This window comes from Clostridium sp. 1001283B150225_161107_B6 (genome assembly GCF_015556325.1).
Classification (GTDB): Bacteria; Bacillota; Clostridia; order Lachnospirales; family Lachnospiraceae; genus Enterocloster.
The window spans coordinates 666,777-687,698 of the sequence record NZ_JADNMD010000001.1 but is presented as its reverse complement, the minus strand read 5'-3'; the positions used below and the strand labels follow the sequence as shown (position 1 = coordinate 687,698).

Sequence of the window (20,922 nt, the reverse complement as noted above, 5' to 3'; positions counted from 1 at the left end):
TTTACTGGGCAATCTCAGTGAACAGCCCGGCTGCATTTTTTGTCAAATCTTCCGGCAGAGTGATGCCCAGATTCCCGGCTACCTGCGTATTGCCGTAGAAGGCGGCTTCCTTGATGGTTTCGTAGTTCATCTCACTGGCTTTTTTCTCGCCCCGCAGCACCTGGGCAGCCATCCTGCCTGTCTGCTTGCCCAGTTCAATGTAGTCCAGTCCCATAGCGGCCAGACAGCCAATCTTCACCTGCTCAATCTCACTGCCGAATACAGGAATATTCTTGGCAGCTGCCTTATCCAGGATAACGGGGAGAGAGGCAACCACCGTGTTGTCGGTCAGGTTGGTGATACAGTCCACCTTGCTTATGAGGGTATCGGCAGCCAGGGCAATGTCGGCGGAAGAGGAGATGCCTGTGTCCACGATTTCAAAACCATACTGGGGCGCCAGCGCTTTGTACTCTGCAATGGCGGATTCGGAATTCACTTCGCTGGTGGTGTACATGATGCCGATATGTTTGGCCTCCGGAAGAATCTCCCGAATCATCTTGAGCTGGGCTTCCACAGGCAGCTTATCACTGGTGCCTGTAATCTCGCCTACCGGAGTACCGTCTGCATTGGCCAGCTCTGCGGCCACCGGGTCGGTTACAGCGGTGAAAATAACCGGGATGCCGGATTTTTTGGCCACGCCGTATTCTGCCTGTGCCATGGGGGTGGCAATGCCGCACATCAGGTCCACGCCCTTGCCGGCAAAATTTGTTGCAATCTGGCTGGCCGTACCGCCGTCTGCCTGGGGATTATCATAAAGCACAATCAGGTTTTTGCCCTCCTCGATTCCTTCCTCTGCCAGCCCGGCCATGAAGCCTTCCCGGCAGTTGTCCAGGGAGCCGTGCTCAGCAAACTGTCCCACGCCAATGGTGTAGGAGGAGCCGTCAGAAGAGACTGTGCTGCCGGAGGATGGGTCTGCGGAGGATGGAGCTGCGGAGGAACCGTCAGCCGGTGTGTCCTGGGCGGTCTTGCCTTCGGTTCCGGCCTGGGCGTCAGTTTCTGAGGGCCGGGCCTCAGTGGTATTCTGGGAAGTTGTGACACAGCCTGTTAAAAGGGATGCGCTTAAGGCTGCAGCTAAAAGCATTGCAATTGTTTTTTTCATAATTTTGTTTCCTCCTGTTTTCAACATTCTATTTGGATGATAAAAAAGCCGTTGGATAAGGGACTTCCTGATAGGGCTGCCGTTTAAATAAGGACGGAATAAAAAAAGTCCCAATCATAGCTTATGCTACGATTGAGACGAATGAAATCCGCGGTGCCACTCAAATTGACTAAAAAGTCCACTTTACACATACCAACATATGCGCCGCATGTATAACGGTTGCGGAATCCGTCGGTCCCTACAGATACTGTAATCCTTCAAGACCGCCCTCAAAAGTCCATTCAGCTGCCAGCCCTATACCGCAATCCCACCGCCTGCGGCTCTCTGTGTTAACGCTTTGATAGCTTACTCCTCTTTCTCTGCGGTTTATTTTATTAACCCGTATCTTAATACAATAAAATAGATTTGTCAAGAGTGTTTTGAAAATTCATATAAAGTCATGTAATGTCGCACAAAAGTGTAAAAGAACTTTTATTGATTGATGAAATGTGGTAGACTGTAGGTGTGAAAAGGAATGGTTTGCATTCAAAAACAAGGAGGAACGTTCCATGAGCCGGTTACTTGTGGTGGTGGATATGCAGAAGGATTTTGTAGACGGGGCTTTGGGAAGCCCTGAGGCCCAGGCCATTGTCCCTCATGTGCTGGATAAGGTAAGGGCATACCGGGATGCAGGGGAAGAGGTGGTATTTACCCTGGATACACATTTTGAAGATTATATGGATACCATGGAAGGAAAGAAGCTTCCTGTTGTCCATTGTGTCAAGGGCTCGCCGGGCTGGGAGCTGGTACCGGGGCTTAAGGATGAACCGGGCATCCGCTTTGAGAAGCATACCTTTGGAAGCAGGGAACTGGCGGATTATGTGGCCCGGGGGAAGTATGACTTTGTGGAACTCATCGGCCTGTGTACGGATATCTGTGTCATATCCAATGCCATGCTGATTAAGGCGGCGGTTCCCGATACCTCCATACAGGTGGACAGGGCCTGCTGTGCAGGGGTGACTCCCCGGAGTCACGACAATGCCCTTAGCGCCATGGGGATGTGCCATATAGACATAGTATAGTAAGGGGGATATTCATTATGAATGACAAGCATTTTGTAATTACCATTGAGCGCCAGTACGGCAGCGGCGGCCGGCTGACAGGCAAACGCCTGGCCGAGGAACTGGGCATTCATTTTTACGATGAAGAGATACTTAAGATGACCTCTGAGACCAGCGCCATAGGCGAACAGTATTTCAGGCTGGCTGACGAAAAGGCAGGAAACAACCTGCTGTACCGCATTGTGACCAGTATGAAGCCGGAGCTGACAGAGCCGGATAAGGCCGGCCCCAACATCACATCGCCGGAGAACCTGTTCCGTTTCCAGTCGTCTGTCATCCGCAGGCTGGCGGCCTCTGAAACCTGCATCATCGTAGGCCGCTGCGGCAACTATGTGCTCCAGGACCAGATGGATAATCTGGTGCGCATCTTTGTGTATGCGGATACGGTCACCAGAATCCGCAGGGTCATGGATGTGGATAAGGTGGATGAGGCGGAAGCCCTCCGCAGGATGAGGCGGATTGACAAGGAGAGGACAGAGTATCACCGCTATTTTACCGGCAGGGAGTGGATGGATATGGAGAATTACGACCTACCCATCAATGCCAGCCGGATTGATTATGACCAGATGATTCAGCTGATAAAAGACTATCTGAAGCTCAAAGGCTTCCTGTAAAAAGGAGGACCGGACTCAGGAAATGACAGAGGTGTATTGAGATGAGCAGTATATTTGCGGGAATCATGATTCCCTTTATCGGGACAACGGCAGGGGCGGCCTGTGTGTTTTTTCTGAAAAATGCATTGAGGCCCAGTGTCCAGAAGGCATTTCTGGGATTTGCATCAGGGGTTATGGTGGCGGCTTCGGTCTGGTCCCTGCTGATTCCGTCCATGGATATGAGCAGCCATATGGGCAAGCTGGCGTTCATACCGGCCGGTGCGGGCTTTCTCCTGGGGATTGCTTTCCTGCTTCTTCTGGATGAAATCATACCGCATCTGCATATTGACACAGACCAGCCGGAGGGACCAGCGAGCAGCTGGAAAAAGAGCACCATGCTGGTGCTGGCAGTAACTCTCCACAATATACCGGAGGGAATGGCAGTGGGCGTTGCATTTGCAGGTCTTCTGTCACAGAACGGCACCATCACCATGGCAGGGGCCCTGGCCTTGTCCGTGGGTATCGCCATACAGAATTTCCCGGAGGGAGCCATTATATCCCTGCCCCTTAAGGAGGCTGCCGGGAAAGGAAAGGCCTTTGTCTACGGTATGCTGTCAGGGGTGGTGGAGCCCATAGGCGCTGTCCTTATGCTGGTGCTGGCCGAGTTTTTGGGCCCGGTTCTTCCGTATTTCCTGTCCTTTGCAGCAGGCGCCATGATATATGTGGTAGTGGAGGAGTTGATTCCGGAGTCCGCAGAGGGCGAACACTCCAATGTGGCAACCATTGGATTTGCCGTTGGATTTGTGGTGATGATGATACTGGATGTGGCGCTGGGGTAGGACGTGTCAGAGTGTGCTTTACGGCCGGTGCGGGTTTTACTGTTTGCCTGGTTTTGGGCAGCAGTAAATGAAACTCCGGGGAGAGAAAGAACGGAACATATAGGAGATGCAGAAGAGGAAATCCTGTCTTGACATGGGTTTCCTTTTTTGCTATAGTAAGTCTACTTCTGCCGGATATATTCGGATATTCCGGCAATCTGCTGCATTCCGGTATGCAGACCAAAGTTACTATTCTATCCGGCCGTTTCGGCTGATGAAATCACATGTAAACGTATGTTCAGAATTACACAGGAGAGACAGGTGATGCCTATAAGAAGATGCCAATGGCAGCGGAGCCAATGAGGCTGCAAATGGGGCTGCGAACAGAGATACATATTGAACCGGACCTGGAAAATGATTATAATAAAAAGAAAGAGGGAGGTTGAAATCGTTGAATCATGAAGAGTTATTATCAGCTATATCCTGTATGCTGGATGAGAAGCTGGAGACTAAGCTGGAAGAGAAGCTGGAAACGAAGCTGAATAAGAAACTGGATGAGAAACTGGATGAAAAATTGGAAAAACTGGAAAAGAAGCTGGAAATTAAGCTGGAAGAAAAGCTGGAGCAAAAGCTGGAGCAAAAACTGGACCAGAAACTGGATGAAAAACTGGATGTAAAACTGGCGCCAATCAGTGCAGACCTTACTATACTGAAGGAACAGGTTCTCTCGCTGACAGAGAGAATGGACCGTGTAGAAGCGGACGTGACAGATATCAGGGAGAAGCAGGAGCAGACAGCCGGAATCATTGAAAACCAGCTCATACCCAATATTAAGCTTCTGGCTGAGAACTATGTGCCTGCTGCCAAAAGGTATCAGGAGTCAGAACAGAAGCAGGCCGCCATGGAGAACGACATCAAGCTCCTTAAAATCGTGGTGGCGGACCACAGCACAAAGTTTTGCGAGATGGCAAAGTAACAGAAGAACAAAAACCGCATCCATCCCTGTTTCATTCCGGGATGGATGCGGTTTTGCCTATTCCTGGGTCAGCTTTTTTAAATCGCTGTAAAAGCCGGGATAGGATATATTGACACAGTCAGCGTCCTTTATCTCTGTAATGCCCTCTGCACACAGTGCGGTGACTGCAAAGGTCATGGCAATACGGTGGTCCCCTCGGCTGTCAATGACAGCTCCGCGGAGAGGATGGCCGCCCCGGATAATCATACCGTCCTCTGTCTCTGTTACATCGGCTCCCATGGCTGACAGGCCCTGGACCATGACCGCAATCCGGTTGGATTCCTTGACCTTCAGCTCCCCTGCATCCCGGATAACGGTCTCTCCCTCTGCAAAGCAGGCCATGGCGGCAATGACGGGCAGTTCATCAATCAGGGCAGGTATGACGGCGCCGCCTATAACGGTTCCGTGAAGACTGCCGTGGCGTACAAGGATATCAGCGGTTGGTTCCCCTGTTCCCCTGCTGACGTTCAAACACTCAATATCCGCGCCCATATCACGGCATACACGCAGAATTCCGTCCCTGGTGGGATTGATGCCCACATTGCGTATCAGTATCTCCGAGCCGGGCACCATAAGGCCTCCGGCGATGAAATAGGCAGCGGAGGAAATATCTCCCGGCACCATGACCTGATTGCCATGAAGCTCCCGGGCAGGCTTTATGACAGCCGTGGTTCCTTCCGTGGATACCTCAGCGCCAAAGAGCCGCAGCATCAGTTCTGAGTGATTTCTGGAGACATATGGTTCAGTTACGCTGGTGGGGCTGTCTGCATATAAACCAGCCAGTAAAATGGCGGATTTGACCTGGGCGGATGCCACCCTGGAATCATAGCGGATGCCGTGGACCTGACGTCCTCTGATGAGCAGGGGAGCGCATCCATTGCCCCTTACGCTGGTGATGTCGGCGCCCATCATGGAAAGAGGGTCCATGATACGCTTCATGGGACGCCGGCAGATGGACTCGTCCCCAGTCAGGGTGACGTCAAAGTCCTGGGCGCAGAGGATGCCGGATATGAGACGGGTGGTGGTGCCGCTGTTCCCGCAGTCCAGGATATCCTGCGGCCCCTTGAGTCCGTGCATACCGCGGCCGCGGACCAGTACCCGGCCGCCTTTATTTTCTATGGCAATGCCCATTTTTTCAAAACATGCAATGGTGGACAGGCAGTCCGCCCCCTGGAGAAAATTGTGTATCTCCGTAAGTCCGTCCGCAATGGAGCCGAACATGACGGCCCGGTGGGAGATGGATTTGTCTCCCGGAACCCTGACTTCGCCCTTTAAATGGGATGCTCTTTTAAATTCCATAATCTGTTACCTAACCTTTCTATCCGGATTACATACGGAACATCTCGTATTTGTATTTGTCCAGCCTCTGCCATGCGGCTTCCATGGATGCCTCGTCATAGAAGGCAATTTTCAATGCGCCCTCGCCGCGTTCGCGGTTGTTGTTGATACCGATATTCTTAATGCTGATGCCCTTGGCAGCCAGAATCACGGATATGGTGGAAATGGCGCCCACCTCATCGCTTACATCCACCGTGAATTCATAGGATGGCTCCACAGAACCTTTGGCCCTGTCTGTAATGGAATTGCGGTAATCCCGTGAGGTTTCAAAGAGCCTGTAGATATCCTGGCCCTTATGTTCCCTGATTTCCTCCAGCACCTTATTCAGGGACGCAATGTATGCTTCCAGGATGTCTGATATGGGGGCAACATTGGTCATACAGATTTGCTCCCACATCTCAGGGGAGGAGGAGGCAATCCGGGTGATATCCTTAAAACCGCCTGCAGCCACCTGCTTCATGGTTCCGTCAGCAGTGTCGTGGTCCTTAATCAGGTTCACAAGGCTGGAAGCCACCAGATGCGGGAGATGGCTGATGGCGGCCACCACCTTGTCGTGTTCCCTGTAATCCAGGACAAGGGGAATGGCTCCGATGGTCTCCGCCACCGCCACGATACGTCCGGCATTGGGACTCAGTCCCTCCTTGCGGGAAGGGTCCGTCCCCTCGGGAGGAGTGACGATGTAGTAGGCATTTTCCAGCAGATGGTCCGTGGAGTTTTCATAGCCGGTCTTTTCCGAGCCGGCCATGGGATGACCGCCCACAAAGCAGTATTCCAGACCATGCCGCCTGATTTCCTCATGGATGCCGCATTTTGTGCTGCCCACGTCCGTAATCAGGGCTCCCTGCTTCAGGTAAGGCCGTATGGCGGAAAGATAGCCGGCATTGTACTCCACCGGAGTGCAGAGGAATATCAGGTCACATTCCCTCAGGTTCTCATCAATCCCATCCAGAATCACATCCACGATTCCCTCTTCCCGGGCCTGTTCCAGCCTGGAACGGGAGCGCATATAGGCCATGATACGGATATCCGGCCGTGTTTTCTTGATGGCCCGGGCAATGGAGCCGCCTATAAGCCCCAGTCCGATGAATGCGATGGTGGAATCAGTCATGGTCATTTTTTCCATAATGGTATCTCCTCCTGTAAATGCGGGGACCGGATGCGCCGGATTTAATATATCATCAAAGGATGCCGTGAAAGCAGGGGATGCGCACCGGGCATATGTAAAAGCACTCCCTGAAACGAGAGTGCCGCAATGTTTGGTTACCGTGCCTCAAAGGTCCGGCCGGACAGCTCTGCATATGGAGCCAAATCCCTCATCAGCTGCTCAAAGGCGTCAAAGGTCAGGGACTGGGGACCATCAGACAGCGCCTTGGCAGGGCAGGGGTGTACTTCAATCATAAGGCCGTCCGCACCCACTGCAATGGCTGCCTTTGCCAGAGGCTCCACATAAGCCCTGACGCCTGTGGCGTGGCTGGGGTCCACAATGATGGGCAGATGGCTCTTCCGGCGGATGACAGGAACAGCACTGATGTCCAGGGTATTTCTGGTGGAAGTCTCGTAAGTGCGGATGCCCCGTTCGCACAGGACGATGTTGGGGTTGCCCTCAGAGATAATGTACTCAGCTGCATTGAGCCACTCGTCAATGGTAGCACACAATCCGCGTTTTAACAATACGGGAATGCCGGATTTGCCAGCCTCCTTTAACAGCTCGAAGTTCTGCATGTTCCTGGCCCCAATCTGGAGCATATCCACATAGTTCACGGCCGATTCAATGGCATGGGCGCTGGTGACTTCGCAGATTACATTCAGTCCCGTGGCTTCCCTGGCAGCCTTCATGTATTTGAGTCCTTCCTCCTCCAGGCCCTGGAAGGAGTAGGGGGATGTGCGGGGCTTGTAGGCGCCGCCCCGCAGGAAGGTGGCTCCTGCCTTTTTCACGGCGTATGCGGTTTCCATCAGCTGGTCCTGGGATTCAATGGCGCAGGGGCCTGCCATCACCGTCATGGTGCCGGGGCCGATATGGGTGTTGCCCACGGGAATCACAGAGTCCTCGGGATGGAATTTTTTATTGACCAGTTTATAGGACTCCGTGACGGCGACTACCTTGTCAACGCCTTCGCTGATTTCAATGTTGGTGTCCAAAAGCCTGGTCTTGTCGCCCACGACACCTACGATGGTTACCTGGGAACCTTTGGAGAGATGGGCTGTGAGTCCCTTGGATTCAATGAGGCTTGTTACCTTTTTGACTGCTTCCTCAGAAGCATTGGGTTTCATGATGATAATCATAATTCAGTACTCCTTATGCGAATTTATAAATACTAAAATTGTATGGACCATGGTTTTAATTCTTCAGAATGATTCATATGCAGTAATAGTGTAAGCGACTCTGTGGGAAATGTCAATACTTTATCACGTTAAACTTTTACGCTTTTAAGTGCGGATGAATCATTCCTGAACAACAAAGGATGCTTAATCCACCGGGTGCTGTCATATGATAGATAACAAATACAAAGTCAGAACAGGAATCATGAGATGCTAAAAGAAGTGGGATATCACCGCGAAGCCGTGCTGCAGTATGCAAAGCGGTGGGCAAAGGGGAGGAATCCGCGGTATTTGGATTTTGAACATATGGGAGGGGACTGCACCAATTTTGCGTCCCAGTGTATTTATGCCGGAAGCGGCGTTATGAACTATACCCCGACCATGGGGTGGTATTACAGCAGCGGTTCCAACCGGAGTCCCAGCTGGACCGGGGTCGGGTATCTTTACAATTTCCTCACAGGAAATAAATCAGTGGGCCCCTATGGGGCGGAGACCGGTAAAGGAGGCGTGGAGCCGGGGGACATTGTGCAGCTGGGCAATAAGAACGGATATTACCACAGCCCTGTGATTGTTGACGTGGCCGGGGATGAGATTCTGGTTGCGGCCCACAGTTACGATGCATACATGCGGCCTCTGGATTCTTATATTTATGAAAAGGTCCGCTTTCTACATATACAGGGTGTACGCAATTGGTAAATCAATGGCAGAAAAACTTCTTGACAGAATAGAAATATATGGTAAAATAAAAATAGTAATTATTATCGTTATCAATAAACTATGCTTTATTACTTCAGGAGGTTCAAATGAATCATTTACCAATGAATGTGCGCGTACCCATTGAGAAAAACAATCCGTCCATATGCAGGGACGAAAGCCTTTGTATTAAATGCGGCCAGTGCAGGGATATCTGTACGGACTATATAGGAGTCCACAAAACCTACATGCTGGAGCAGACAGGAGGCCGGGCAGTCTGTATCAACTGCGGCCAGTGCGCCAATGTCTGTCCCGTGTCCAGCATTACGGAAACATATGAGTACCAGGATGTAAAGGCAGCGGTTTCCGACCCGGAGAAGATTGTGATTTTCAGCACCTCTCCCTCTGTAAGGGTTGCACTGGGAGAAGAATTTGACATGGAGGACGGAAGCTTTGTCCAGGGAAAGATGGTGGCGCTTCTCAGGAGGCTGGGAGCCTCCTATGTGCTTGATACCAATTTCGCAGCGGATTTGACCATTGTGGAGGAGGCCAGCGAGCTGATTGAGCGGATAACAAAGAAAAACAGGCCTCTACCCCAGTTTACAAGCTGCTGTCCGTCCTGGGTTAAGTATGTGGAGACCTACTATCCGGACATGACGCCCCACCTGTCCACTGCCAAAAGTCCCATTGGAATGCAGGGACCTACCATTAAAACATATTTTGCCAAAAAGATGGGCATTGACCCCGCCAGTATCGTGAATGTGGCCGTCACTCCCTGCGCTGCCAAGAAATTTGAAATCCGGCGGGAAGAAATGAATGCAGCTGCCAGGTATCTGGGCATTGAAGGCATGCGGGACATGGACTATGTAATTACCACCAGAGAACTGGCAAAGTGGGCAAAGGAGGAAAACATTGATTTTGCCGCACTGGAGGATTCTTCCTTTGACCGTCTGATGGGCGAGGCCAGCGGGGCCGGGGTTATCTTCGGCAATACAGGGGGTGTCATGGAGGCGGCACTGCGCACCGCCTATGCATACATCACCGGGGAGAAAGCGCCCTCATCCCTTTTCCGGCTGGAACCGGTGCGGGGAATGGAGGATGTGAAAGAGGCGCAGCTGACCATAAACGGACTGGTACTAAACATAGCGGTCATCTACGGCACTAAGGCAGCCTCAAAGTTCCTGGACAGGATGAAGGAGGGGGACAAAGAATATCATTTCATCGAAGTGATGACCTGTCCCGGAGGATGCATCGGAGGAGGCGGACAGCCAAAGGGTACCTTGTTAAAGGGCGATGAGCTGCGCAGGAAACGGACTGAGGGCCTTTACCGGAAGGATGGGGAGATGGAGCTCCGCACAAGCCATGAAAACCGGGAAATCATAGAACTCTATAAAGAATTTTACCAGAAACCATTAAGCAGTCTGGCGGAACAGATGCTGCACACCGCATATAAAGACAGAAGTGAGGATTTAGGAGGAAAGAATATGAACAGTTCAGTAAAATACCGCTGTACAATCTGCGGATATATTCACGAAGGAGAGCTTCCGGAAGGATTTACCTGCCCCGTATGCCGTCAGCCGGCTTCCGTATTTGAGAAGCTGGAGGAAAAGGCAGAGAATCCGGGCAGCAGATATGCAGGCACAAAGACAGAGAAAAACCTGATGGAAGGATTTGCAGGGGAAAGCCAGGCCAGAAACAAGTATACATATTTTGCAATGGTTGCCCAGAGGGAAGGATATGACCAGCTGTCGGAAATCTTCTTAAAGACAGCCAGAAATGAGCAGGAGCATGCAAGGCTCTGGTTCGAGGCACTGGGACATATGGGCACCACGGCCCAGAACCTGCTTGCAGCCGCAGAGGGAGAGAATTACGAATGGACTGACATGTACGACCGCTTTGCAAAGGACGCAGACGAGGAGGGATTTCCTGAGATGGCAGAGCTTTTCAGGAGAGTGGGAGCCATTGAGAAGTCCCATGAGGAGCGCTACCGCCGGCTGCTTCACAACGTGGAGATGCAGCAGGTCTTTGAGAAAGCGGAGGAAACCATGTGGGAGTGCCGTATCTGCGGACATCTGGTAATAGGAAAGAAGGCGCCGGAGGTATGTCCGGTCTGCAAATACGCCCAGAGCTATTTTGAATTGAGAAAAGAGAATTATTGATTTGGAAACCAGGCAGAATTCCTTTATTTAAAAGGAAACGCAGATATTCCTCCGGAAAGCTCAAAAGAATGTTGTGCAAATCATATAAAATGCTTGAAAAATTCTGAAAAATTTAGTAAAATATACGCATAGGCTTAAATTTAATGAACAGGAGGGAAGTTTATGAACGTATATGGAACTGAACAAATCCGCAACGTTGTATTACTTGGACATGGAGGCGCTGGTAAGACAACCGTTGCGGAAGCATTGGCGCTGCTGACTGGTGTTACAAAACGTATGGGCAAGGTGCCGGACGGAAACACCATCAGCGATTATGACAAGGAAGAAATCAAGAGACAGTTTTCTATCTCCACAACCCTGATTCCTCTGGAATATGAGGGAGAGGACGGGCCAATTAAGATTAACCTTCTGGATACGCCGGGATTTTTTGATTTTGTAGGAGAGGTTGAGGAGGCCATCAGTGTTGCCGATGCAGCCATTATTGTTGTCAACTGTAAGGCAGGTATTGAACCTGGTACAGAAAGGGCATGGGAGATGTGCGAGAAGTACAACCTGCCCAGGCTGATTTTCGTCACAAATATGGACGATGACCATGCCAGCTATCGTGAGCTTGTGGTTAAGCTGGAAACTAAGTTCGGACGTAAGATTGCTCCGTTCCAGCTGCCAATCCGTGAGAATGAAAAGTTCGTAGGTTTCGTCAACGTGGTAAAGATGGGCGGACGCCGTTTCACTAATTTAAGTGATTATGAAGAGTGCGAGATTCCGGATTATGTCCAGAAGAACCTGACTATTGCCAGGGATGCCCTTATCGAGGCTGTTGCCGAGACCAGTGAAGAATATATGGAACGTTATTTCCTGGGAGAGGAGTTTACCCAGGAGGAGATTTCCACAGCGCTTAGAACCCATGTAATTGAGGGGGACATCGTACCTGTCATGATGGGTTCCGGCATTAACTGCCAGGGCTTTAAGGTTCTGCTGCAGGCCATTGACAAATACTTCCCGTCACCTGATCATTTTGAGTGTATCGGCGTGGATGTTTCCACCGGCGAGCGCTTTACAGCCAAGTACAACGACGATGTATCCCTGTCCGCAAGAGTGTTTAAGACCATTGTGGACCCATTCATCGGCAAGTATTCACTGATGAAAATCTGTACCGGAACCCTTAAGGGCGACACGGTTGTGTACAATGTAAACAAGGATGCTGAGGAAAAGATTGGCAAGCTCTACATCCTGCGGGGCAAGGACCAGATTGAGGTTCAGGAGCTGAGGGCAGGCGATATCGGTGCCGTTGCAAAGCTGACCGTGACCCAGACAGGCGATACCATGGCCGTGCGCACAGCACCCATCGTATACCATAAGCCCCAGACCTCCACTCCATACACATACATGGCATATAAGGCCGTGAACAAGGGCGAGGATGATAAGGTATCCACAGCACTGGCCAAGATGATGGAAGAAGACCTGACTCTTAAGGTGGTCAATGACGCTGAGAACCGTCAGGCCCTGTTATACGGTATCGGCGACCAGCAGCTGGATGTGGTAATCAGCAAGCTGCAGAGCCGCTATAAGGTTGATGTGACCTTAAGCCAGCCTAAGTTCGCATTCCGCGAGACCCTGCGCAAGAAAGTAAAGGTACAGGGCAAGCACAAGAAACAGTCCGGCGGTCACGGACAGTATGGTGACGTTATTATGGAGTTTGAGCCATCCGGCGATTTGGAGACGCCATATGTATTTGAGGAAAAGGTATTCGGCGGTTCCGTACCCAGGAACTATTTCCCTGCTGTTGAAAAGGGACTGCAGGAATGCGTCTTAAAGGGCCCGGTGGCAGGTTATCCGGTGGTAGGCTTAAAGGCTACACTTTTAGATGGTTCTTATCATCCGGTGGATTCCTCGGAGATGGCATTTAAGATGGCTACCATCCTTGCCTTCAAGCAGGGCTTCATGGAAGCCAATCCAGTGCTTCTGGAACCCATTGCCTCCCTTAAGGTCACTGTTCCGGATAAGTTTACCGGTGATGTCATGGGCGATTTAAACCGCAGAAGAGGCCGCGTGCTGGGCATGAATTCCAACCACAACGGCAAGCAGGTCATTGAGGCTGATATCCCTATGTCCGAGCTCTTTGGATATAATACGGACCTGCGTTCCATGACAGGCGGTCTGGGCGATTATTCCTATGAATTCAGCCGCTATGAGCAGGCACCCGGTGATGTGCAGAAGCGTGAGATAGAAGCCAGGGCCGCGGCTAAGGACGGCGAATAAAATTAAATATCACAGCTGCCCGGGTTATTTTGGGCAGCTGTTTCCATGCATGTTTCCTGGAAAATGTGGCAAATTAAATATTATATCAAAAATAGTTAGAAATGTTGCAAATGTCACAGAAAAACAGGAATAGTTATGATATAGTAATGACATCAAAGGAAATGATTCAAAACCGAGATAAATAATGTGTTAATTCAAGGAGGAAATGATAATGAAGAAATATTTATGCGACCCATGCGGATGGATCTATGACCCGGAGATAGGCGACCCGGACGGCGGGATTGAGCCTGGAACTGCATTTGAGGATATTCCGGATGACTGGGTTTGTCCTATCTGCGGAGTTGGAAAAGATATGTTTTCTGTCATAGAAGAATAAGGTGCAGGCCGGCGCTTCTTCCCTCATAAAACCTGGGAAGAGGCGCCTTTTATTTGATTTACCCCTTGTGTATCATCTGGAAAGAGTTTACAATAAGGGAAGAGCGTTCAAATACTGTAAAGAGGATTTTTTAATGATGGAAGAACAGCAAAACTTATTTAAGGATACATTCCTGGCAGCTGTTTTGGACCAGATGAACACCAATTTCTATATAACGGATGCAGAAACGGATGAAATCCTTTATATGAATAAGACCATGAAGGAAACCTTCGGACTCAAGGCGCCTGAAGGCTGCATTTGCTGGAGGGTACTTCAAAAGGACATGGATGAGAGATGCCCTTACTGCAGAATCAGGCAGCTGGAACAGATGGAGGATGATAAAGTCTGCGTCTGGCGTGAGACGAATTCCCTGACCGGCAGGAAATACAGGAATTATGACAGCCTGATTCAGTGGAAGGGAAAGGTATATCATGTCCAGAATTCTGTGGACATGACGGAATATGACCTGATTTCAGAGACAGCCCGCACCGATGAGCTGACACGGATGTTAAACCGGCGGGGAGGAAGCGAACGTCTCATAGAGGCGCTGAATCAGGGCGGCCGTGAGAATCAGATAGTGACCGTGGTGCTGTATGATATCAATGATTTGAAATCAGTCAATGATAAATACGGACACAGCGAAGGGGACAGGCTGCTCCGGTATGTGGCCTCCATTGCCAAAGAGTGTCTTGGCAGGATGGACTTTATGTACCGTCTCAGCGGCGACGAGTTTGTTATGGTATTTTACGGACGTGATATAAAGGCGGCGGACGAAAGCATGAGGCGGTTTCTGAACAGGGCCAGGCAGGAACGAAGCCACCTGACTCAGGCGTACGATGTCTCCTTCAGCTATGGAATCACGGAAGTCTATCCCGGGGATATGGGCTCTGTGGAGGATATTATTTCCAGGGCTGATGAGCAGATGTACATACAAAAGAGGGGCTACCACATAAAACGGGCGAAGCGCAGGCTTGCAGAGGAATCCGGGGACAAGGATGAAACCTTTGAATATGACGGCGGACGCCTTTGCGAAGCACTGTCCGCCAGTACGGACGATTATATTTTTGTGGGAAATATGAAGACCGGGGTGTTCCGGTATCCCCAGGCCATGGTGGAGGAGTTCGGCCTGCCGGGCCAGGTGGTCAGGGAGGCGGCTGCCTTTTGGGGACAGCTGATTCATCCCCACGATGAGGCATATTTTTTAGAGAGCAATCAGAGCATTGCAGACGGAAGGGAAGAGTATCATAACATAGAGTACCGGGCCAGGAATGTGAGGCAGGAATGGGTATGGCTGCGGTGCAGGGGCAAGATGCTCAGGGATGAGAACGGGCAGCCGGAGTTATTTGCAGGCATGATCAGCAACCTGGGCAAGAAAAACCAGATTGACCATATGACCGGCCTTTACAACAAATACGAATTTGAGGGAAATATCAAGAAATACCTGGTAGACCGCAAATGCATGGATACCATTGGCCTTATGGTTCTGGACATGGATTCCTTTAAGAATATCAATGACCTGTATGACCGGTCTTTTGGGGACGAGGTTCTTCGGATTACGGCCCAAAAGGTGGCGTCCATGCTGCCTCACAATGCCATGCTCTACCGGCTGGACGGTGACGAGTTCGGCATCCTCCTTCTGGGCGGGGATGCAAAGGCAGCGTCGCAGATATTTGACAAGCTGCAGCAGAATTTCTGTAAGCAGCAGGAGTATGGCGGAAGGAAGTATTTCTGCACCCTGTCGGCCGGATATGCTTCTTATCCGGAGGATGGAAGCAATTATCTGGAACTCTTTAAACGCGCCAACTATTCCCTGGAATATTCCAAGATTATGGGAAAGAACCGGATGACCGTATTTTCCAGGGATATCCTGGCCAGCAGAGAACGGCGCCTGGAGCTGATGGAGCTTCTGCGGGAGAGCGTGGAGCGTGGATTTGCCGGGTTTTCCATCCAATATCAACCCCAGGTGGAAACCCTGACAGGCAGGCTCCGCGGGGCCGAGGCACTGGCCAGATGGCACTGCGCCAAGTACGGGGATGTGTCTCCGGGTGAGTTCATCCCATTGATGGAGCAGAGCGGCCTGATTATTCCTCTGGGACAGTGGATACTGCGCCATGCCATGGTCCAGTGCCTGGAATGGAGCCGTTTGAGGCCGGATTTCCATATCAGTGTGAATCTGTCCTATATCCAGCTTACCCAGGGGGATTTTATATCCTGCCTCAGCGCAGCTTTGAAGGAAATCAATCTGGCGCCGTCCGGGCTTATCATGGAACTGACCGAAACATACCTGGCTAAGGCGGAGGAGGATACCCTCCGCATGATTGCTCAGATGAAGGAACTTGGGGTAAAGATTGCCATGGATGATTTCGGAGTGGGGTATTCTTCCCTGTTTTCATTAAAAAACATCCCGGTGGATGTGGTGAAGATTGACAAAGGATTTGTAAAGGGAATCACCTCAGACCTTTTTAATGCCACATTTATCCGCTCCATCACAGACCTGTGCCACGATGTGGGCAGGAAGGTGTGTCTGGAGGGAGTGGAGACAAGAGAGGAGTATGAGGCTGTAAGGGAGCTGGGAATGGAGTATATACAGGGATTTTATTTTGGGCGCCCCATGAGCGCCCGGCAGATTGAAAAAACATTAAAGGAATAGGCGGACACAGCGCTTGTCCATCTCAATCAGGCCTTCCTCCTTCATACGTTTCAGTTCCCTGGTCATGGCACTGCGGTCAATGGAAAGGTAATCGGCCAGGTCCACCATGGTAAAGGGCAGACTGAAGGAGGAGGCCTTGGTCTGGGCGGCCAGCTGCATAAAGTAGCATATGAGTTTTTCCCGGATGGTGCGCTGGGACAGGACTTCCACCCTGCGGCTCAGGTTTAGGGCCCGCTCCGAAATCAGGTCCAGCAGATTCTGGGTCAGCTGGTGGTGGTGGGAGCAGGACTTGGTGCAGGGAGAGCTGATAGTGGCGTAGCGGATGAAAAGGATGTCACAGGGGGTGTCGCAGACAACGCTGATACCTGCATGTTCGCTGCCTTCGCAGGACAGAAGGTGGCCGAAGATGTCCTGGGGGCCCAGGCGTTCCAGAATGGTCCTGGCTCCGTTGTATTCGTAGCGGACCACCGAGGCGCTGCCCTTCCCTATGATGCCGATTTCATGGAAACCTTCATCGTAATCACATATGGTCTCCCCTGCCTTGAACTGTTTTGTCCTTCCATCCAGGCAGCTGAGAAGTTTTTTATATTCGTCAATGGAAATGTCTTTAAATAGGTTTTTCTGAAAATATTCTGTCATGTTTCTTTTACCCTGCTATCTTTTATGGTATGATATTTAATATCATAATACTTTTTTGTTGCAATTGCAACACTAAAAAGGACTGTCCCCGGCAGTTCCTGCACAGTACAGTATGGCGGCAGAACCAGAGCAGTGCTGTATAAGTTCCAATAAAGGAGACTGGATATTGCCTATGATATACGATAACGAAAACCGGGAAAAGGCCTGGGGGCCGGACCCGCAAATACAGGACCCTTACGGGCCGGATTCCCAGCAGGCAGCAGCTATGGAGCGGCGCCAGAGAAAGCAGTTTTCACATGTGGGGCTGGCGGCGGCAGCTTTCATGCTGCTCACCCTGGCCGCCCAGGTGGTGGCCATACTTCTGGTGGGGCTGCTTAATTCCCTGCTGGGGGATTTCATTGATTTTTACGGATTTACGGGGCGGATGCTTATGTCGTCCCTGCCCATGTACCTGGTGGCCTTTCCGGCGGTGGCCGGACTGCTTCAGCTGGTGCCGAAGTGCGGTTCGCCCCAGAAGGAACAGTGGGGATTCGGCAGATTTGCGGCTTTCTTTGTCATTGCAATGGGAATCGGGCTGGCGGGAAACATTCTGGGCAGGCTGGTCGGGATTTTACAGCCCTCAGGGCCGGATTCCGCAGAGCTGGACCAGCTGATCCGCAATTCCAACGTATGGGTCAATCTGCTGACAACGGTTATTATGGCCCCTGTGGTGGAGGAGCTTTTTTTCAGGAAGATGGTCATGGACCGTCTGCTGGGATACGGCCAGAAGGCAGCCGTCATCATGTCCGGCCTTATGTTCGGCATGGCCCACGGCAATTTTTCACAGTTCTTTTATGCCTTTGGCATAGGGCTTCTATGGGCCTATGTGTATGCAAAGACGGGAAAGGTGGGATACACCATTGGGTTCCATATGCTGTTTAACCTGTTAGGCGGCGTTATCACGGTGGAGCTGTCAAAGGGAGCCCAGGGACTGACCAGAGGGCCGTGGATGATACGGCAGATAGAACATATCCTGGGAGTTGATATGGGGTGGCTGGTTACGGCAGGCTCCTCCATCCTGATACTTGCATATCTGTTTTTTATGCTGGCCTGCCTTATTGCCGCCATCACCCTTATCATTGTGTACCGCCGGCAGATTACCTTCCATCCGGGACAATGGCCCCTGGGAAAGGGCAGGGCATTTAAGACAGCCTTTCTCAATATAGGGATGATTGTGTATTTTATCATATGCATCGGCCTGTTTATATTAAATTGGTGATTTACACGGATGCTTTGATGTGATAAAGTATTAGCATGTGACAGCGGCGGACATGGCAGTGTCAACATAGACCACAACACAAAAGCTGTGGCAACTACAATAAAAATGCTGGACAAATCAAATATTTTGTTTTATAGTAATAACCAACGAATGTAAGGGGGCAGGCGGAAATCCACAGCCTAGCCCTTTTTCATAAAATCAGACACCAGGAGGTAATGAAATGGTATCATTGTATGACAGCGGTATTTATCTGGTTAACGGCACTGAAATTGTACCGGAATCAGAGAGCGGAAAGGTAAAGGCACTGACCGGCAGGGATGCAGACCAGGCATCTGCCAGGAAAGGGACCATTGCCTACTCCATTCTGGAGGCCCACAACACATCCGGTGACATGGAACATCTGAAGCTGCGGTTTGACAGCATGGCATCCCACGACATCACCTTCGTGGGTATTGTACAGACAGCCAAGGCTTCCGGCATGGAGAAGTTCCCCATTCCTTATGTATTGACCAATTGCCACAACACCCTTTGTGCGGTAGGCGGGACCATCAACGAGGATGACCACATGTTCGGCCTGTCCGCAGCGAAGAAATACGGGGGAATCTATGTTCCGCCACATATTGCGGTCATTCATCAGTACATGAGGGAGATGATGGCAGGCTGCGGCAGGATGATTCTTGGCTCCGACAGCCATACCCGTTACGGAGCCCTGGGAACCATGGCCATAGGCGAAGGCGGCGGCGAGCTGGTAAAGCAGCTTCTGAGGGATACATATGACGTGGCATATCCGGGCGTTATCGCAGTTTATCTGGACGGAGCCCCGCAGCCGGGAACCGGTCCCCAGGATATTGCCCTGGCTATCATTGGAGCTGTGTTTAAGAACGGATATGTAAAGAATAAGGTAATGGAGTTCGTGGGCCCCGGCGTGGCTTCCATGACAACGGATTACCGCAACGGCGTGGATGTTATGACCACGGAGACCACCTGCCTTTCCTCCATATGGAAGACGGACCAGGATACCAGGGCCTATCTGGCCAAACACCACAGGGAGGACGATTATAAGGAGCTGGCTCCCGCGGATGTGGCTTACTATGACGGCTGCGTATATGTGGACCTTTCCACGGTAAAGCCCATGATAGCCCTTCCCTTCCACCCCAGCAATACATACGAGATTGATGACCTGAAGGCCAATCTGGACGACATACTGGGCATGGTGGAGTCAGAAGCAGCCAAGGTATCGGGCGGCAAGGCGTCCTTTACTCTGAGGGATAAGATTGAAGGGGGACAGCTCATGGTGCAGCAGGCAGTCATTGCAGGCTGTGCAGGAGGCACCTATTCCAACGTGATGGAAGCAGCCCGTGTATTAAAGGGAAAGAACTGCGGCTGCGACGAATTCTCCCTGGCAGTATATCCGTCTTCACAGCCTGTTTTTGCTGACCTGGTGAAGAAGGGGGCTGTGTCCGACCTGATGGACGCAGGCGCCATCATACGGACTGCCTTCTGCGGACCCTGCTTCGGCGCAGGCGATACGCCGTGCAACAACGGTCTCAGTATCCGCCATACCACCAGGAATTTCCCCAACAGGGAAGGCTCCAAACCAGGCAACGGCCAGATGGCTGCTGTTGCCCTGATGGATGCGCGTTCCATTGCTGCCACAGCGGCCAACGGAGGAAAGCTTACCTCCGCATGGGAGCTGGATGGCTGGGACAGTGTGCCTGAGTATGAATTCGACGGCATTTCCTATAAGAACCGTGTATACATGGGATACAACAAAGGCGACGGGGAAAAGGAACTGGTCTATGGACCGAATATTAAGGACTGGCCGGAGATGAGTCCGCTGGCAGACAATATCCTCCTGAAGGTATGTTCCAAAATCATGGACCCTGTGACCACCACGGATGAGCTGATTCCTTCCGGCGAAACCTCATCCTACCGTTCCAACCCGCTGGGACTGGCAGAATTCACCCTGTCCAGAAGGGACCCGGAGTATGTGGGAAGGGCCAAGGAGGTGGATAAACTGGAAAAGGCCAGGACAAAGGAAGGCGCGGCAAAGGAGCTGGAGCTGGAGCCTGTTCTGGAAAAACTGTTTGACGCCATTCACGGCATTGAGGGAAATGAAAATGTGACGGTCCAGGATACGGAAGTGGGCGGCATGATTTACGCGGTGAAGCCCGGCGACGGCTCGGCCAGGGAGCAGGCAGCCAGCTGCCAGAGAGTCATCGGCGGCCTGGCCAATATCTGCAGGGAGTACGCCACCAAGCGTTACCGTTCCAATGTGATGAACTGGGGCATGGTTCCCTTCCAGATGGAGGAAGAGCCCTGCTTCGAGGTGGGGGATTATATCTATGTTCCGGGCATCAGGAAGGCCCTGGACGGCGATTTAAAGAATATCAAGGCTTATGTGCTGGGAAAAGAGGGCGGCAGCATAAGGACCCTGGATTTATATATTGCGGATATGACGGCTGAGGAACGGGAAATCGTTAAGGCCGGATGCCTGATTAATTATAACAGGGGCAGACACTGATGGG

Annotated in this window: 16 protein-coding genes and 1 other annotated feature; of the genes, 11 read left to right on the top strand and 5 right to left on the bottom strand. The window is 51.3% G+C overall.

Annotated elements, in window-relative coordinates:
• Nucleotide 1: 1 nt before the first annotated feature.
• Nucleotides 2-1,138 (bottom strand): ABC transporter substrate-binding protein, encoded by a 1,137-nt coding sequence (locus I2H39_RS03115; RefSeq protein ID WP_195625781.1) that lies wholly within the window; start codon nucleotides 1,136-1,138, stop codon nucleotides 2-4.
• 130 nt (nucleotides 1,139-1,268) lie between these two features.
• Nucleotides 1,269-1,509 (bottom strand) — a binding site (T-box leader).
• A 177-nt stretch (nucleotides 1,510-1,686) separates the two neighbouring features.
• Here I2H39_RS03115 and I2H39_RS03110 point away from each other — a divergent pair.
• From I2H39_RS03110 to I2H39_RS03095, 4 genes are all read left to right on the top strand, one after another.
• Complete coding sequence (locus tag I2H39_RS03110) at nucleotides 1,687-2,199, top strand: isochorismatase family cysteine hydrolase (RefSeq protein ID WP_195625780.1); 513 nt, start codon at nucleotides 1,687-1,689, stop codon at nucleotides 2,197-2,199.
• 17 nt (nucleotides 2,200-2,216) lie between these two features.
• Nucleotides 2,217-2,852 carry a cytidylate kinase-like family protein gene (locus I2H39_RS03105; protein ID WP_138306090.1) on the top strand — a complete coding sequence of 212 codons (636 nt, stop codon included), beginning with the start codon at nucleotides 2,217-2,219 and terminating at the stop codon, nucleotides 2,850-2,852.
• A 41-nt stretch (nucleotides 2,853-2,893) separates the two neighbouring features.
• Complete coding sequence (locus I2H39_RS03100) at nucleotides 2,894-3,670, top strand: ZIP family metal transporter (protein WP_195625779.1); 777 nt, start codon at nucleotides 2,894-2,896, stop codon at nucleotides 3,668-3,670.
• 430 nt (nucleotides 3,671-4,100) lie between these two features.
• A complete protein-coding gene (locus tag I2H39_RS03095; RefSeq protein WP_227146613.1) occupies nucleotides 4,101-4,625 on the top strand; it encodes a hypothetical protein in 525 nt (174 codons plus the stop codon).
• Between the two features lie 57 nt (nucleotides 4,626-4,682).
• On the opposite strand, the gene aroA is transcribed toward I2H39_RS03095, so the two are convergent.
• The 3 genes from aroA to aroF all read right to left on the bottom strand — a co-directional run bounded on the left by aroA (nucleotide 4,683) and on the right by aroF (nucleotide 8,285).
• On the bottom strand, nucleotides 4,683-5,963 hold the full coding sequence (aroA, locus tag I2H39_RS03090) for a 3-phosphoshikimate 1-carboxyvinyltransferase (RefSeq protein ID WP_195625778.1): 1,281 nt from the start codon (nucleotides 5,961-5,963) through the stop codon (nucleotides 4,683-4,685).
• Between the two features lie 28 nt (nucleotides 5,964-5,991).
• Nucleotides 5,992-7,110 carry a prephenate dehydrogenase gene (locus I2H39_RS03085; RefSeq protein ID WP_347708568.1) on the bottom strand — a complete coding sequence of 373 codons (1,119 nt, stop codon included), beginning with the start codon at nucleotides 7,108-7,110 and terminating at the stop codon, nucleotides 5,992-5,994.
• Nucleotides 7,111-7,262: 152 nt separating this feature from the next.
• Nucleotides 7,263-8,285 carry a 3-deoxy-7-phosphoheptulonate synthase gene (gene aroF / locus I2H39_RS03080; RefSeq protein ID WP_138306094.1) on the bottom strand — a complete coding sequence of 341 codons (1,023 nt, stop codon included), beginning with the start codon at nucleotides 8,283-8,285 and terminating at the stop codon, nucleotides 7,263-7,265.
• Nucleotides 8,286-8,531: 246 nt separating this feature from the next.
• On the opposite strand from aroF, the gene I2H39_RS03075 reads away from it, so the two are divergent.
• The 5 genes from I2H39_RS03075 to I2H39_RS03055 all read left to right on the top strand — a co-directional run bounded on the left by I2H39_RS03075 (nucleotide 8,532) and on the right by I2H39_RS03055 (nucleotide 16,497).
• Nucleotides 8,532-9,017: an amidase domain-containing protein gene (locus I2H39_RS03075; protein WP_138306095.1), complete on the top strand. Its 486-nt coding sequence runs from the start codon at nucleotides 8,532-8,534 to the stop codon at nucleotides 9,015-9,017.
• 107 nt (nucleotides 9,018-9,124) lie between these two features.
• Nucleotides 9,125-11,173, top strand: coding sequence for a rubrerythrin (gene rbr, locus I2H39_RS03070; RefSeq protein ID WP_195625776.1), 2,049 nt, complete (start codon nucleotides 9,125-9,127; stop codon nucleotides 11,171-11,173).
• Between the two features lie 162 nt (nucleotides 11,174-11,335).
• On the top strand, nucleotides 11,336-13,432 hold the full coding sequence (locus tag I2H39_RS03065; protein ID WP_138306097.1) for an elongation factor G: 2,097 nt from the start codon (nucleotides 11,336-11,338) through the stop codon (nucleotides 13,430-13,432).
• Nucleotides 13,433-13,643: 211 nt separating this feature from the next.
• A complete protein-coding gene (gene rd / locus I2H39_RS03060; RefSeq protein ID WP_138306098.1) occupies nucleotides 13,644-13,808 on the top strand; it encodes a rubredoxin in 165 nt (54 codons plus the stop codon).
• Nucleotides 13,809-13,941: 133 nt separating this feature from the next.
• Nucleotides 13,942-16,497, top strand: a complete 2,556-nt coding sequence (locus tag I2H39_RS03055; RefSeq protein WP_330640952.1) for an EAL domain-containing protein — start codon at nucleotides 13,942-13,944, stop codon at nucleotides 16,495-16,497.
• On the opposite strand, the gene I2H39_RS03050 is transcribed toward I2H39_RS03055, so the two are convergent.
• The gene (locus tag I2H39_RS03050; protein WP_138306099.1) at nucleotides 16,486-17,136 is read right to left on the bottom strand and encodes a Crp/Fnr family transcriptional regulator; all 651 of its coding nucleotides are present in this window, start codon (nucleotides 17,134-17,136) and stop codon (nucleotides 16,486-16,488) included. The genes I2H39_RS03055 and I2H39_RS03050 overlap by 12 nt on opposite strands.
• Before the next feature lie 172 nt (nucleotides 17,137-17,308).
• Between I2H39_RS03050 and I2H39_RS03045 the strand changes: the two genes are divergently transcribed.
• Together I2H39_RS03045 and I2H39_RS03040 are read left to right on the top strand one after the other, a co-directional pair.
• Nucleotides 17,309-18,394, top strand: a complete 1,086-nt coding sequence (locus I2H39_RS03045; protein WP_195625775.1) for a type II CAAX endopeptidase family protein — start codon at nucleotides 17,309-17,311, stop codon at nucleotides 18,392-18,394.
• A 220-nt stretch (nucleotides 18,395-18,614) separates the two neighbouring features.
• On the top strand, nucleotides 18,615-20,918 hold the full coding sequence (locus tag I2H39_RS03040; protein ID WP_195625774.1) for a hydratase: 2,304 nt from the start codon (nucleotides 18,615-18,617) through the stop codon (nucleotides 20,916-20,918).
• The last annotated feature ends 4 nt before the right edge of the window (nucleotides 20,919-20,922 follow it).